Origin of the sequence: Paenibacillus sp. USHLN196 (genome assembly GCF_037144955.1) — a bacterium.
GTDB lineage: Bacteria > Bacillota > Bacilli > Paenibacillales > Paenibacillaceae > Paenibacillus > Paenibacillus xylanexedens_C.
The window spans coordinates 473,229-487,351 of the sequence record NZ_JBBCYH010000006.1 but is presented as its reverse complement, the minus strand read 5'-3'; the positions used below and the strand labels follow the sequence as shown (position 1 = coordinate 487,351).

The 14,123-nt window shown below is 46.9% G+C and carries 12 protein-coding genes; 8 read left to right on the top strand and 4 right to left on the bottom strand.

What is annotated here, in order from left to right:
- Positions 1-99 precede the first annotated feature (99 nt).
- The 4 genes from WFI24_RS17840 to WFI24_RS17825 form a co-directional block, all read right to left on the bottom strand.
- Entirely contained in the window at positions 100-618 is a 519-nt protein-coding gene (locus WFI24_RS17840) for an ABC transporter transmembrane domain-containing protein (protein ID WP_336762905.1), read from the bottom strand.
- Between the two features lie 480 nt (positions 619-1,098).
- Positions 1,099-2,184: a substrate-binding domain-containing protein gene (locus tag WFI24_RS17835; RefSeq protein WP_336762903.1), complete on the bottom strand. Its 1,086-nt coding sequence runs from the start codon at positions 2,182-2,184 to the stop codon at positions 1,099-1,101.
- A 139-nt stretch (positions 2,185-2,323) separates the two neighbouring features.
- Entirely contained in the window at positions 2,324-3,508 is a 1,185-nt protein-coding gene (locus WFI24_RS17830; protein WP_336762901.1) for a glycoside hydrolase family 130 protein, read from the bottom strand.
- Positions 3,505-4,695 carry an AGE family epimerase/isomerase gene (locus WFI24_RS17825; RefSeq protein ID WP_336762899.1) on the bottom strand — a complete coding sequence of 397 codons (1,191 nt, stop codon included), beginning with the start codon at positions 4,693-4,695 and terminating at the stop codon, positions 3,505-3,507. Before WFI24_RS17825 ends, WFI24_RS17830 begins: the two co-directional genes overlap by 4 nt.
- A gap of 224 nt (positions 4,696-4,919) precedes the next feature.
- On the opposite strand from WFI24_RS17825, the gene WFI24_RS17820 reads away from it, so the two are divergent.
- The 8 genes from WFI24_RS17820 (at position 4,920) to nikC (ending at position 14,113) form a co-directional block, all read left to right on the top strand.
- The gene (locus WFI24_RS17820; protein ID WP_336762897.1) at positions 4,920-6,233 is read left to right on the top strand and encodes an ABC transporter substrate-binding protein; all 1,314 of its coding nucleotides are present in this window, start codon (positions 4,920-4,922) and stop codon (positions 6,231-6,233) included.
- Between the two features lie 187 nt (positions 6,234-6,420).
- On the top strand, positions 6,421-7,308 hold the full coding sequence (locus WFI24_RS17815) for a carbohydrate ABC transporter permease (protein ID WP_017691677.1): 888 nt from the start codon (positions 6,421-6,423) through the stop codon (positions 7,306-7,308).
- On the top strand, positions 7,305-8,144 hold the full coding sequence (locus WFI24_RS17810; RefSeq protein WP_145324778.1) for a carbohydrate ABC transporter permease: 840 nt from the start codon (positions 7,305-7,307) through the stop codon (positions 8,142-8,144). The genes WFI24_RS17815 and WFI24_RS17810 overlap by 4 nt, the downstream gene beginning before the upstream one ends.
- 21 nt (positions 8,145-8,165) lie before the next feature.
- Positions 8,166-9,203 (top strand): glycoside hydrolase family 130 protein, encoded by a 1,038-nt coding sequence (locus tag WFI24_RS17805; RefSeq protein ID WP_336762892.1) that lies wholly within the window; start codon positions 8,166-8,168, stop codon positions 9,201-9,203.
- Between the two features lie 201 nt (positions 9,204-9,404).
- Complete coding sequence (locus WFI24_RS17800; protein WP_336762890.1) at positions 9,405-10,346, top strand: glycoside hydrolase family 113; 942 nt, start codon at positions 9,405-9,407, stop codon at positions 10,344-10,346.
- A gap of 293 nt (positions 10,347-10,639) precedes the next feature.
- Complete coding sequence (gene nikA / locus WFI24_RS17795) at positions 10,640-12,271, top strand: nickel ABC transporter substrate-binding protein (RefSeq protein ID WP_336762888.1); 1,632 nt, start codon at positions 10,640-10,642, stop codon at positions 12,269-12,271.
- Positions 12,272-12,341: 70 nt separating this feature from the next.
- Complete coding sequence (gene nikB / locus WFI24_RS17790) at positions 12,342-13,286, top strand: nickel ABC transporter permease subunit NikB (RefSeq protein WP_336762886.1); 945 nt, start codon at positions 12,342-12,344, stop codon at positions 13,284-13,286.
- Positions 13,283-14,113 (top strand): nickel ABC transporter permease subunit NikC, encoded by an 831-nt coding sequence (gene nikC, locus WFI24_RS17785; protein WP_336762884.1) that lies wholly within the window; start codon positions 13,283-13,285, stop codon positions 14,111-14,113. Before nikB ends, nikC begins: the two co-directional genes overlap by 4 nt.
- Positions 14,114-14,123: the final 10 nt, after the last annotated feature.

The following is a 14,123-nucleotide window of genomic DNA, read 5'->3' as shown; positions in this document are numbered from 1 at the left end:
GACTGATTCTCCTTGTGTGAATGCTGGTGTGGTAACTTTCATTCTACACGAATCAGGCTATGAGCCATTTTTTATTTTCAATAGGTGTCGCACTTCATATTACAATCCGTAGAAAATAAAAAATAGACCTAGAACGATACTCTCTTTCAGAACTACAATAACAATTGCCAACATAGTGACCGCATCGATAATTGTAGGTAGTAATGTTCGTGTAATAAAATAATTAACTTCTGAAATATCTGTTGAAAGATAATCCATTAGTTTGCCAACACCATACTTCTGTTCAAACGCCTTATCATAGCGCTTCATGTTAGTAAGACAACGAATACGTATTTCTTCGCAAATTTTCCAAGTGATTTTATTAGAATAATAAGCGTTTAATATCTTCAGTAAATAACCTAAGAACGCAATGACTAAAAAACTAATTGCTAAATACATAAGCTTTTCAACCTCTGCACCTGTTGTTGCATTATCTATAAATCTTTGAATGATAATCGGAGTAAGCATCTCAATAACCCCTATAACCACCAGTAATGTTAGTAATACGTATAATTGCAATTTGCTTTGTCGTAACAAGTCTTTGAACCAATTTGGTAGAAAAATTAGTTTGTTCTCCAATGACGTTGTTCTCCTTCCATATACATAGATTGTAGATGTCACGTATAAAATTATGAAAGCGGAGTTCGTGAGTTGTAAAAAAACATTAAATTTAAAATAAAATTCAATATATACTAATATTGCTAAATAAACTATTATATCTCTAATTTAGACTTAAATAAAAATGCTAGTCAACATGAAATTTAGATTATTCTGAATTTCAGAAGTAATTATCAGACGCGTTAATAAAAAAATTATGCGAAATAACATGAAATGAAGTGCTGAATATTCCTATTAGTATCTCTTGACTTTCCGTGATGACCTCCAATAAATTCAAAACGATCTAAACTGGAGCCAAGAGGATATGTTTGGTTCTTGCCAATCAAAAAGTGCTCCCAGCCATATATGGCTGGGAGCACTTGCTTAATCAAGATACGATTGTGGTTTGGAGAGTAATAAGTCTGGAAATAGGCTGCACGAACACCGATCCAGTCGCATCTTTTATAGCGAAGATTGTGATTGAATCTCCGTAAGAGTGTACGCAGCACTTACCGATTCACGATAGATGATGTTGCCTTTCACGTGTACACGGCCGAAACTGCGGTTCGGGTTGTCGATCTTCTTGAGCATGGACTGAACTGCCGTGCGCGCCATCTGTTCCACATCCACTTCGACGGTTGTCAGCTTGGGATCGGAGAGCATGGCATAGATATCATTATCAAAACCAACAACAGAGCATTGGCCAGGTACCTGAATATCCATGGAAGTCAGTTTTTGAACCAGTAGATGAGCGACCTGATCACAGTTGCATACAAAGGCTGTTGGCAGCTGCTCGGGCAGATCAATCTCAATAAACGTACCCCGTTCATCCCGATCATTCAGAACCAGATCCGGATTCATCGGCAACCGATGTTCCAGCAAGGATTTGTAATATCCGAGGAATCGGTCCTGAATACTGCTCGTGGAATACAGGTTCCCCACGTAAGCAATGTTACGGTGGCCCTGCTGAACCAGATAGTTTGTCAGCTCATAGGCAGCGTAGAAATTATCGGTAACGACGGAATCGATATCCGAATGTTCATCGTAGAAGTCGAGAAACATCTTGGGAACATCCATGGATCGTACCAATTCAATATACTCTTTGCTGATCTGTCCAAGCACGATGAAACCATCAACCTTGTTGTCGCTGTACAGCTTGGGCAGCGTTAATTCTTCCTCATCCTCCACATTCAGAATGTGCAGAATGCCGTAGTAGCCCTGTTCCTCCAGATGTTTGGTGATGCGCTGGAACACGCGTACATAGAACGACTGCGTCGGCCCGGTAAAACGCTCCGGGATAATTACGCCAATATTATGGGTTAAGCCTTCCTTCATGGAACGGGCAGCAGCATTATACCGATAGCCCATTTCAACAGCAAGCACTTTAATTTTTTCCTTTAATTCGCCACTCACGCCATCTTTATCATTCAATGCTTTCGAGACGGTCACACTGCTGACCCCGAGCCTGTCGGCGATATCCCGCATGGTGATATTGTTCTTCAGTATGGTCGCCTCCTTCAAGCCGGTATAGGCACAATGTGCTGTCATTATGATGAGTGCTTTCTCCATACATAATAACAATCCATATCAGTATACATCGTTACCAACTTGGAATAAAGCAATTCTGACGGTTGTTTCGCTATTTTCGGCATATTTCAGGTTTGCATGAAAGGTTGCTATAGCGATGTTATGTCAATTGTTTCTGTAAAAGCTTCTCATTCTGTTCTATCAGCTGACCCCGCTGGCTGGCACAGTCCAGGGAACGATACGGATCAGCCGGTGTATTGAACGTATAATCGACTAGTTTTTCCAGCGTGGTTGTTGCCACATGACAGCGGGTATCACTGGATGCGTAATAGATAAAAACCTCATTGTTTTCGTTGACCACAGCACCATTGCAGAAAATAACATTGGATACATCGCCTACACGCTCATCGTCATAAGGGGCAATGAAGTGGCCGCCTGGCTTGGCGATAATACGCGCCGGATCATTCAGATCCGTAGCGAAGGTGTATAACACATAACGCAGGCCTGCCGCGGTGTTCCGAACCCCGTGAGCAATGTGAATCCAGCCGCGATCCGTCTTGAGCGGAGCAGGGCCCTGACCGTTTTTGACCTCATATACCGTATGATATTGCCGTTCGTCGATAATTGTCTCTTCATGAATGACAGGGTTCAAGATGTCCTCACACAGACCAAAGGCGATTCCGCCGCCGCTGCCTGTTGAGATGAATCCGTCTTGTGGACGGGTGTAGAAGGCATATTTTCCATCCACGAATTCCGGGTGCAATACGACATTGCGCTGTTGAGGGGAATTCGTTGTGATGTTGGGCAACCGTTCCCAGCTAGTGAGATCCCGTGTACGAACCAGTCCTGCCTGTGCAACTGCGCTGGATGTATCAAATGCAGGAGCCTCCGGGTCTTTGCGTTCCGAGCAATAGATGCCATAGATCCAACCGTCCTCATGCTGAACAAGGCGCATATCATATTGATTGGTTTCATCCGCATCGATATCATCCCAGACCAATGGTTTACCCGTGAAACGGAATCCGTCGATTCCATTGTCACTCTCGGCGAGTGCAAAGATCGATTTGCGATCCAATCCTTCGGTACGAATGACCATGATGTATTTGCCATTGAAATAGATGGCTCCCGGATTCAGTGTAGCGTTGATACCCAGGCGCTCCATAAAGTGCGGGTTGGTCGTCTCATTCAGATCGAATCTCCAATGCAGCGGTACATGATGGCGAGTGATTACCGGATATTGATACCGATCATATACGCCGTTGTAGAAGGAATGATTGATCTCATTGGGGCGAGTAAGCAGCTGCTCCTGTTTCTCCAGTAACTCCTTGTATTTCGGGTGTATCATTCTGATCCCATCCTCTCGATTAGTTCAATACAGAATCTGCTATTGTGATACGGGCATTTCCACGGTCCGGCAATTTCGCTCTGATCCGGTGTGCCGTTCCCATCAACCGACCAGTACCATTCCCCACCAGCGCGCTGATCAATGATGTTTTCTTTTGTATAGCTCCACAGGCGTTCCACTCTCTCCAGAAACAGTGGATCACCTGTACGCTGATATGCATTACAGAAACCGACCATCGCCTCGGCTTGAACCCACCAAATGCGCTTCTCATCGATATGATCACCTTCTTGTTCATTTAACAGGGAACCATCAGCATTCACGGCTACATTGGAGATGTTATAGGCAATATCTGTTACCATCGCCGCATACTCCGGATGTTGTTCCAGCCCCAGCACTTTTAACGTTTCGTCGATCAGCCAGCTGGCTTCAATGTCATGTCCGAACGAGCGCAGATCGATGAGGGATTCCCACTGTTTGTTGAAAAATACCCCGAGAAACTTGGTGTCTTGGTCATACACGCGTTCATACAAAATTCCGAGCAGGCGTTCCAGCGCCGCCTTCACTTGTTGATCCGGCCACACTCTATAGAGCGTGGTGTAGGCCTCCAGCACATGGATATGCGTATTCATTGTGTAGTCCGCAATAACCCCATTTTCGCTCAGCATTTCATTGGGCTGTTCCTTCCATGTGCGATCAAATTGTTCCTTGTACGCAGGTAGTTCGGCATCCAGACCTTTGTCCTCGATTAGAGCGAAAAGCGTTTTCGCAAGTTCCAATGCAGAAGCATCCCCGGTAGCGCGATAGTACTCGCTGAGTGAATACACGCCGAATGATTGCGTATACACATGTTTGCTCGTATCCAGTGCTTCCCCTGTGTAATCTACCATCCAGTACATGCCGCCATATTCGGTATCCATCACATGATCGGCGAGAAAGCGGTATGCATGTTCAGCGTGCTCGCGCCATCTTTCGTTTCCGGTAACCCGATACGCTGCTGCAAAAGACCAGAGTTGCCGTGCTGTGGCGATCCCGCCTTTGGGTGCCTGTTGATTAACCTGAAGATCATTGCCGACCAAACCGTAGAATCCACCGTAGGTTGTATCTTGAAGGTTGGACCAGAAGGGTAAAATCTGCTTCTCCCAATGTTCCTTCATCTCAGATTGGAGTTGGGTTGTTTTGGTATTCATAAGTGAGCACTCCTTCAGAATGTTACATCAATCTCAATTCGTTAAGTTAACGGTAACTTTATTAAACAATATTAGTGCCCTGAAAAACAGATGTCAACGAATTACCTCGCAATTTTTCTTGTTAAGTTATAAATAAATGAATTGACAGGTAAGCGTTACCATACTAGAATTCATTTTGTAACCTTAACGATAACTTAACGAAATTAAGAAAGGGGTCGAAACAATTGAGAAAAAACAAAGGTTGGATGATGTTGCTGACGATGCTGCTCATCACTTCGCTACTTGCTGCATGTTCATCCGGAGGTGGATCTTCGCAGGCAGGGGAGGAGATCAGTACAGATCCGGCAGATATCAAAGGTGAAATAACCGTTCTGACGCAACGGACAGATATTGTGGATACCGTGTTCAAAGACTATGCGGCAGAATTCAACAAGGAATACCCCGATGTAAAAGTAAACTTTCAGGCGCTGGCCGACTACGAAGGACAAGTGAAAATCCGTATGAGCACCAAGGATTATGGTGATGTACTGATGATCCCGACCAGTGTTCCGATCGCAGATATCCCGGACTTTTTCGAGCCGCTCGGCACGTACGATGAATTGAAAGACAAATACACCGCCATTGAAGAACGCATGGTGGATGGTCAGGTCTACGGTATCCCTACCGTGATCACGTTCTCCGGAATCATTTATAACAAACAGGTCTTCAAAGACGCAGGCATTATGGAAGTTCCAAAAACACCGGAGCAATTCCAGGCTGCGCTTCAATTGGTTAAAGACAATACAGATGCGGTTCCGCTTTACACCAACTATGCATCTGGCTGGGCATTAACCCAATGGGAATCAGATCTGCCAACAGTTGCAGGCAGTGTGGATTACGTTAACGTGGACCAACCGAACACAGATGAGAACTTTGTGCCTGGTCAGCCGCACTACGAACTATATAAGGTGCTCTATGATGCAGCCAAGAACGGTCTAATCGAGAAAGATCCAACGACAACCGACTGGGAAAGCTCCAAAGCGGATCTCGCCAAAGGCAAAATTGCTACGATGGCACTGGGCTCTTGGGCGATCACACAGATCCAAGGGATGACGGATACTCCGGAGGACATCGGATTCTTACCTTTCCCAACCAATGCAAGTGAGGTTGTGGTTCCGCTCTCCGCAGACTATAACATCGGCATGAACGTGAACAGTGAGAACAAACCTGCTGCCAAAGCCTGGATTGACTGGTTCCTGGCGAAATCGAACTACGCAGTTGAACAGGGCGGCGGTATGGATGCAGACAAGAATGCTGAATTGCCACCGATTTTGGATCAATATAAAGATGTGAAATTCTCCACGCTTACACCTGCCAAAGAAGGTCAGGAAGGTCTGGTCGACAAGATTGATAACGAAGGCGAAATCGGTCTCTGGCAGCCTGACTTCAAGAAACGCATTATCGAAGCAGGTATTGGGAACCGCAAGGAATCGTATGACGACATCATGAAAGATCTGAACGACAAGTGGGTAAAAGCAAGAGCAGAACTCACGAAATAACGAGATGACCTAAGTGGATCTGGCGGTAAAAGGACTGCGGGGGCATGTAAGTCCATGTATAACGGAGCATCTGGTACTCGGAAGCATGATGCCAGATGCTCTTCCTAGGCAGTTGTTCCGCCAGAATTCCATTGGACGGGAGTCTTTCGATATATAGGCGGGAGAACCGCTTGGAGGTGTGGAGAGCATGAAGTACTTAAAACTTTCGAATTGGGGCTACTCAGCGCAACGCATATTTATCATCTGTGCCTTCTCAATTATTCCGCTGGCGTTGCTGTTCACGTTTGCATACTTACCAGTCATCAACATGTTCAAATACAGTTTCACCGATTGGAACGGATACAGTAAAAGGTTCGATTATGTTGGCTTTGAGAACTATACGCGTATATTCAGTGATCCCGAATATTTCAAAGTATTTATTGTCAGCTTGTACTACTTCGTGGCTACGTTCTTACAGATGGGCTTGGCGCTTTACTTTGCCACGATTCTGAGTTTCAAAGTTCGAGGCAAAAACTTCTTCAAAGGCATACTGTTCTTCCCTTATTTGCTGAATGGGGTAGCCATCGGTTTTATCTTCCTCTTTTTCTTCAAACCGGACGGTACACTCGATATGCTCATGCATGCTGTAGGGTTGGGGCAATACACGCAGCTCTGGCTCGGTAATCCCAATATTATTAACGTGTCACTCGCAGGTGCATCGGTATGGAGATACATGGGCTTTAACTTTATCATTTTCCTGGGTGCAATCTCCTCCATTCCGAAGGATGTGTATGAAGCATCCGATATTGATGGTGCCAATCGCTGGCAGCAATTCCGCCACATCATCCTGCCAAGCATTACACGCATCCTGCAGCTCAACCTGATCTTGGCGATTAGCGGCGCAATTAGTGCGTTCGATATTCCATATATCATGACCGATGGTTCCAACGGCAGTATGACATTTGTAATCCAGACGGTTCATTTGGCGTTTAAATATGGCAAGCTGGGACTGGCATCCGCCATGGCTGTGGTGCTGCTCTTGATCGTTATTCTCGTTACGCTCGTTCAGCGCGTCACCATGAAAGGGGAGGAATGAACGTGAACCAATTCAAATACACCCTTGCGAGCGTGGTTAAATATGCTTCCCTGGTGCTTGCGGCGTTTATCGCGCTGTTACCCATCGTGGTCATCCTGTTTGCATCTCTCAAAACCAATGCGGAATACGCTACTAGCAGTCCGCTTGCCCCGCCAGCCAACTGGCTGAACTTTGCGAATTATACGAAGGCTTTTGTGGATGGCAACATGCTGGTTGGTTTCAAAAATACAATTATTATCCTGATCATCTCCATCATAGGTGCAACCTTAACGGGCTCCATGATCGCGTATGTGCTGGATCGGTTCAAATTCAAAGGCAAGAAAATCATGGTCGCGGCATTTCTGCTCGCTACCCTGATTCCAAGTGTTACGACGCAGGTCGCCACATTCCAGATCATCAACGCGCTCGACCTGTTCAACACACGCTGGGCAGCCATTGTAATGTACCTGGGTACAGATATCATCGCGGTGTATATTTTCCTGCAGTTCCTGGGTTCCATCTCAAGTGCACTGGATGAATCCGCCATGCTGGACGGCGCGTCGTACTTCACGATCTACTGGAAAATCATTCTGCCACTGCTGAAACCGGCCATTGTAACGGTCATTATCGTGAAGGGTGTGAACATCTATAACGACTTCTACACACCGTTCCTGTACATGCCGAAGACCGATCTACAGGTCATATCCACCGCCTTGTTCAAATTCAAGGGACCGTTCGGATCGCAGTGGGAAGTCATCAGCGCCGGTATCATGATCGCCATTATTCCAACCATGATCATCTTCCTGCTGCTACAGAAGTACATCTACAACGGCTTCGCGCAAGGCTCCGTTAAATAAAATCCGAAGGGAGAAATGAAAATGTCAGTTGCCGAAACGAAAAACGTACACATTGTTGGGGACGCTTTGCCGAATATGCCGTGGGAGAACAAACCGGAGGGAACGGAAGGACCGGTATGGAGACACTCGGCGAATCCAGTGGTTCCGCGTAACCCGGTCAAAGGCGTTGCCCGCATTTTCAACAGTGCCGTTGTTCCTTATGAAGGGAAATTCATTGGGGTATTTCGTGCTGAAACCGTTAATGGCCGTCCGCACCTTCACATGGGATCGAGTGAGGACGGTTTGGAGTGGACGATTGAAGAAGAACGCATTGCATTTGTGGATGAGAATGGCGATCCGTTTATGCCGAACTATGCGTACGATCCACGTTTGGTCAAAGTCGAGGATACGTTTTACATCATCTGGTGTACAGATTTCTACGGCGCAGCACTGGGCCTGGCCAAAACAGATGACTTCAAAACGTTTGTCCGCCTCGAAAATCCAATGCTGCCATTCAACCGTAATGGCGTATTGTTCCCGCGCAAAATCAAGGACAACTATGTAATGTTGTCCAGACCAAGTGACAGTGGACATACCCCATTCGGGGATGTTTTCCTGAGTGAAAGCCCGGATCTTGTGTACTGGGGCAAGCACCGTCATGTGATGAGCAAAGGCGGTCAGGGCTGGTGGCAATCGGTCAAAATTGGTGGCGGTCCTGCTCCGATCGAAACGTCCGAAGGCTGGCTGATGTTCTACCACGGCGTCACTGGGACCTGTAACGGATTGGTATATAGCATGGGTGCGGTCATTCTGGATCTGGATGAGCCATCCAAAGTAAAATATCGTTCCTCCAACTTCGTGCTGACACCGGAAAAATGGTATGAAGAACAAGGCTTCGTTGATAACGTCATCTTCCCGTGTGCAACACTGCATGATGCCGAGACCGGACGTATCGCCATCTATTACGGCGCTGCCGATACGTATGTGGGCGTGGCGTACACGACCATCGAAGAGATCGTGAACTATGTGATCGAGACGGACGAAGTTATCGCCGGAGACCATGAGGAAGGCAAGCTGTAATCGAAGTGAAACAAATTTTGGAAAAGCTGAAATTTACACAATAACGGAGAGTGCAGAACCAATCTGAAGAAGCGAAGTGGTCGCATTTATCCCTGGATTTCTTCTTTGTATAAAAGGGATTGACAAAAATCTGGGGATAACGGCGATCGGAAGATGGTAATGCAATCGTAGTGAAAGTGTATACATTGGGGAGCAATGCATATGGAGTATATCAAGGGATTTACATTTGGCTGGATGAGTGGCAGGGGTGACTTCCGCAAGCCGGAGGCCAAAGAATCCTTGCGCCTGATGGCCGAACGAACAGGCAGTTCACATGTTATTTTTGCACTGGCGGCACATCAGGATCATCCGCAGGCGGTAGAGGTCAAGTATCGGGGTGAACATCTGGTCGAGGATGATGAACTGGTCGACATGATTCGATATGCCCGTATACTTGGGCTGCGTGTCATTCTGAAACCAACCGTCAACTGCACCGATGGCACATGGCGTGCACATATTAACTTTTTTGATATCGATGTGCCGTGTGAGCCAAAGTGGAAGGATTGGTTCCGCAGCTACACAGCATTTCAGAAGCATTATGCAGCGATTGCAGAGCAGGAAAAGTGTGAGATGTTCATTGTAGGTTGTGAGATGGTGCAATCCGAGCGTCGGGATCAAGAGTGGCGCGAGGTGATCGCCGCTGTGCGTGAAGAGTACACTGGACTGGTGTCATACAACACGGACAAATATCAGGAAGGCCATGTGAAGTGGTGGGATGCGGTGGACGTGATCTCTTCCAGTGGCTATTATCCCATCGGAGATTGGGAGGCGCAACTGGATCGTATTGAACAGGCGATTGCTCCCTATTGCAAACCCTTTTTCTTCGCGGAAGCAGGCTGTCCCAGCCGCAGTGGATCGGCCCAGGTTCCGAACGATTGGGGACTGGAGGGTGAAGTGAGTGCTGAGGAACAGGAGCGTTTCTATGAGGCGATGTTCCGGCATGTCAGTCAGCGTGATTGGGTACGCGGATTCGGTCTGTGGGATTGGAGCGCACATCTGCACGCGGAGAAGGATGCGCTAACCGATGACGGATACGGGGTGTATGGTAAGCCCGCGGAGAAGGTTATTCGTCGGTTCTATGAGGGCATCGCTGTAGAAGTTTAAACGAGAAACAAGAAGGCGTATGTAGACGAATCTCAGTGATATATCTGCATATGTACTTTCGTGATTTCCATGCTGTGAGCAAGGAATAGCAGATTATGGTGGAGCTTATTTTTCCAGTTGTAATTCATATTCAGATCAAGAAGCCTTTCCTCCCACAGGAAAGGTTTTTTGGCTATTTTAGTAACAACACATACCATGTCGAATTTTGTTGACAAAAGAAGGGCTCCTGCATATTCTTAATGGATGAATATGATAATCATTATCATAAAATAGAGAAAAGGGGATCAACATCCATGTCTGTACAACATCGCAAATCTTCGGCTCTCACATTGGCATCTATGCTCTTGTTGCTATTGGTTATCGTGGGCTGCAGCAATACAGGAGGTGCAGATCAATCCTCATCTGCTGCTTCGGATCAAACATCTACGAAGTCGATTACGATGTCATGGCCACGTGATATCGGTACAATGAATCCGCATACGTATAATCCTTCGCAATTATTTGCCCAATCCATGCTCTATGAGCCGCTGATCAGCTACCAGAAGGACGGGAAACTGGAACCTGCCCTGGCAGAATCATGGACGATCTCCGATGACGGCAAAGTATATACATTCAAGCTTCGCCAAGGTGTGAAATTCTCAGATGGTACGCCATTTAATGCTGAGATTGTGAAAAAGAATTTTGATGCTGTTATGAAAAATAAAGACACACATAGCTGGCTGGGCATTGTAGGTGTGCTCGACAAGACGGAGGTTGTGGACGATCAGACTTTCCGGTTGACACTCACAGAGCCGTATTATCCGGTCTTGCAGGATTTGTCTGTAGTTCGTCCTTTCCGCTTCCTGGGTGAAGCCGGATTCCCGGATGACGGAGATACTTCCCAAGGCATCAAAGAGCCGGTGGGTACTGGTCCGTGGATGCTGGCTGAGTACAAGCAGGACGAATATGCCGTATTCAAGCGTAACCCGAACTATTGGGGAACAGCACCGAAGGTAGATCAGATTACGGTTAAGATCATTCCTGATGGGGAGACCCGTGTTCTTGCTTTTGAAAAAGGTGATCTCGACCTGATCTACGGTGAAGGTGTGATCAGCCTGGATGCATTCCAACAACTTCGTGACAACGATGAGTATGTAACCCAATTGTCTGATCCTGTGGGAACTCGCAGTCTGTTGCTGAACTCTTCCAATCCGAAGATGTCCGATGTCAGAGTACGGATGGCGCTCCAGCAAGGATTCAACAAAAAGGCGATGGTGGAAGGCGTCACTTCCGGTTTGGAAGAGCCAGCCGATACCGTATTGTCCAAAAACTATCCATACACCAATGTAGACTTGGAACCGATCACGTATGACGTGGAGAAATCCAAAGCTTTACTGGATGAAGCGGGCTGGAAGCTGCCTGCAGGTGGCACGGTTCGTGAGAAAGACGGTCAGCAGCTTGATTTTGAGATGATTTTTGACAAGACGGACCCGATTCAGAAAGCGATGGCTGAGACCATTCAGGCGGAATGGAGCGAGCTTGGGGTTAAGGTAAACCTCACTGGACTGGAACTGACGGTACAGATCAAACGTTTGAAAGCCAATGATTTTGATCTGTATTTCTGGTACAACTATGGCGCTCCATATGATCCACATTCCTTCATTAATGTTGTGGCGAGCCCTGGATTCGGGATTTCCGAGACCCTGAGTGCGTTGCCGATGAAAAAGGAACTGGACGATCAGGTGCATGCAGCCCTGTCATCCACAGACGAGACGAAACGCCAGGAGCTGTATGGCTCCATCCTGAAAACACTTCAGGAGCAATCGGCCATCGTACCGATCTCTTATATTAAGAAAACGGCTGTATATCAGAAGAAAATTTCCAACTTTATTTTCCCGGCGAACCGTGATGAAAATCCGTTTGTAGGCATTGAATTGGGCAATTAATAAGTAGTGACTTTGAGAGTGGTAAGGTCTTGCTAAGGTCATGTAGCTTGATAAAAGGGAGGAACGTTTGGTGATCGGTTATATTGGTAAACGAATGATCGCGATCATTCCTATCGTTTTTATCGCTACACTTGTGACCTTTGCGCTTATTCATATCTCGCCGGTTGATCCGGCCGAGGCTTATCTGACAGCCGCTCATATCTACCCGACACCGGAGCTGCTTGCGCAAAAGCGGCATGAGTTCGGTCTGGATCAGCCTATGTTAACCCAATATGTGCATACGATTCAGAAGATTGCCAAGCTCGACTTCGGCACCTCATATCTCACCAATAAACCCGTATGGGATGAAGTGAAATTAAGGCTTCCGGCTACGGCTGAACTAGCCTTCTGGAGTATAGTGTTATCGGCTTTGGTGAGTATTCCTTTGGGAATACTGGCGGCAGTGTATAAGAATAGCTGGATTGACATGGTCAGCCGTGCGATTTCCTATTTTGGAGCATCTATTCCGCAATTCTGGCTCGGTTACCTGCTGATCTTCTTTTTCTCGGTGAAGCTGGACTGGCTGCCTGTGGAGGGGCGTGGATCGTGGGAGAATCTGGTTCTGCCTACGATTACACTCTCCTTGATTCTTATTGCGATCTACACCCGATTGTTGCGTTCCAGTGTACTGGGGCAATTGCAGGAGACATATGTACAGTATGCAAGAACACGCGGAATTCGCGAACGAGTCATTATGCTGAAACATGTCCTGAAAATCGCCATATCGCCCCTCATTACGGGGATGGGGATGAGTATGGGCAAGCTGCTCACAGGCACCATTATTGTGGAGCAAGTGTTTTCCTGGCCTGGGTTCGGACGATACTTTGTCGATGCAATATTTAATCGGGATATCCCCGTAATACAATGTTATGTCTTTCTTGCGGCATGCCTGTTCATCGTATGCAATCTACTCGTTGATCTGGTGCAGCTCGTTATGGACCCACGGATTTCAGCGAAAGGACGGGCAGAACATTGATAAACAAATGGCGTGCGGTATGTAAAGGACAGAGAGCCATCCAGGTATGCTCGGTGATCATATTGCTTTTCTTCATGGTAGCGTTATTAGCCCCATGGATTGCTCCTCATGACCCTGTGAAGGTGAATCTGTTACAGAAGCTGGCGAGTCCATCGCTTGAGCATTGGCTGGGAACCGATCATCTGGGACGCGACAATCTCACCAGGCTGATGTATGGCGCGCGGGTGTCGCTCGGATTTGCTACCCTGATCTTTCTGTCCTCTTTGCTCATAGGTGTCATTGTGGGTTCTATCTCCGGTTACCTTGGTGGCTGGGTGGACAGTCTGTTGATGCGCTTGTGTGAAGGCATTATGGCGTTTCCGAACTTGGTGCTGGTGCTGGGCATTGTAGGGATCTTTGGTCCAGGTCTGATGCAGGTGCTGCTAGCCCTCATGATGGTACAGTGGGTGTATTATGCACGTATCTGCCGGAATATGGTCGTTAGTCTGAAGGAACGGAACTTCATCGCAGCGGCGCGGATTAGCGGCTCCTCTTCGTGGACGATTATCCGCAGACATATCATCCCTAATGTGCAGCGTCCCATTGTTGTAATGGGCACGCTGGAGATGGGCTGGGCGATTATGGATATATCTGCGTTGTCCTTCTTGGGGCTTGGTATTCAACCTCCAAATGCAGAATGGGGCGCCATGATTCATGAAGGAACGGGTTATATTCGCAGTCATCCGGAGTTGATGATCTACCCGGGTGCATTAATTCTGCTGGTAGTTATTACGTTCAACATTTTGGGTGAAGCGTTATCCGAGCGTTATGGCATTGCAAAAAGGTAGTGATTCGGAA

Bases quoted from the DNA above. Each gene is read 5' to 3' on its own strand.
- nikA (WP_336762888.1), top strand. From the start codon at position 10,640: ATGTCTGTACAACATCGCAAATCTTCGGCTCTCACATTGGCATCTATG.
- WFI24_RS17815 (WP_017691677.1), top strand. From the start codon at position 6,421: ATGAAGTACTTAAAACTTTCGAATTGGGGCTACTCAGCGCAACGCATA.
- WFI24_RS17825 (WP_336762899.1), bottom strand. From the start codon at position 4,695: ATGAATACCAAAACAACCCAACTCCAATCTGAGATGAAGGAACATTGG.
- WFI24_RS17835 (WP_336762903.1), bottom strand. From the start codon at position 2,184: ATGACAGCACATTGTGCCTATACCGGCTTGAAGGAGGCGACCATACTG.
- WFI24_RS17800 (WP_336762890.1), top strand. From the start codon at position 9,405: ATGGAGTATATCAAGGGATTTACATTTGGCTGGATGAGTGGCAGGGGT.
- WFI24_RS17810 (WP_145324778.1), top strand. From the start codon at position 7,305: ATGAACGTGAACCAATTCAAATACACCCTTGCGAGCGTGGTTAAATAT.
- WFI24_RS17805 (WP_336762892.1), top strand. From the start codon at position 8,166: ATGTCAGTTGCCGAAACGAAAAACGTACACATTGTTGGGGACGCTTTG.
- WFI24_RS17830 (WP_336762901.1), bottom strand. From the start codon at position 3,508: ATGATACACCCGAAATACAAGGAGTTACTGGAGAAACAGGAGCAGCTG.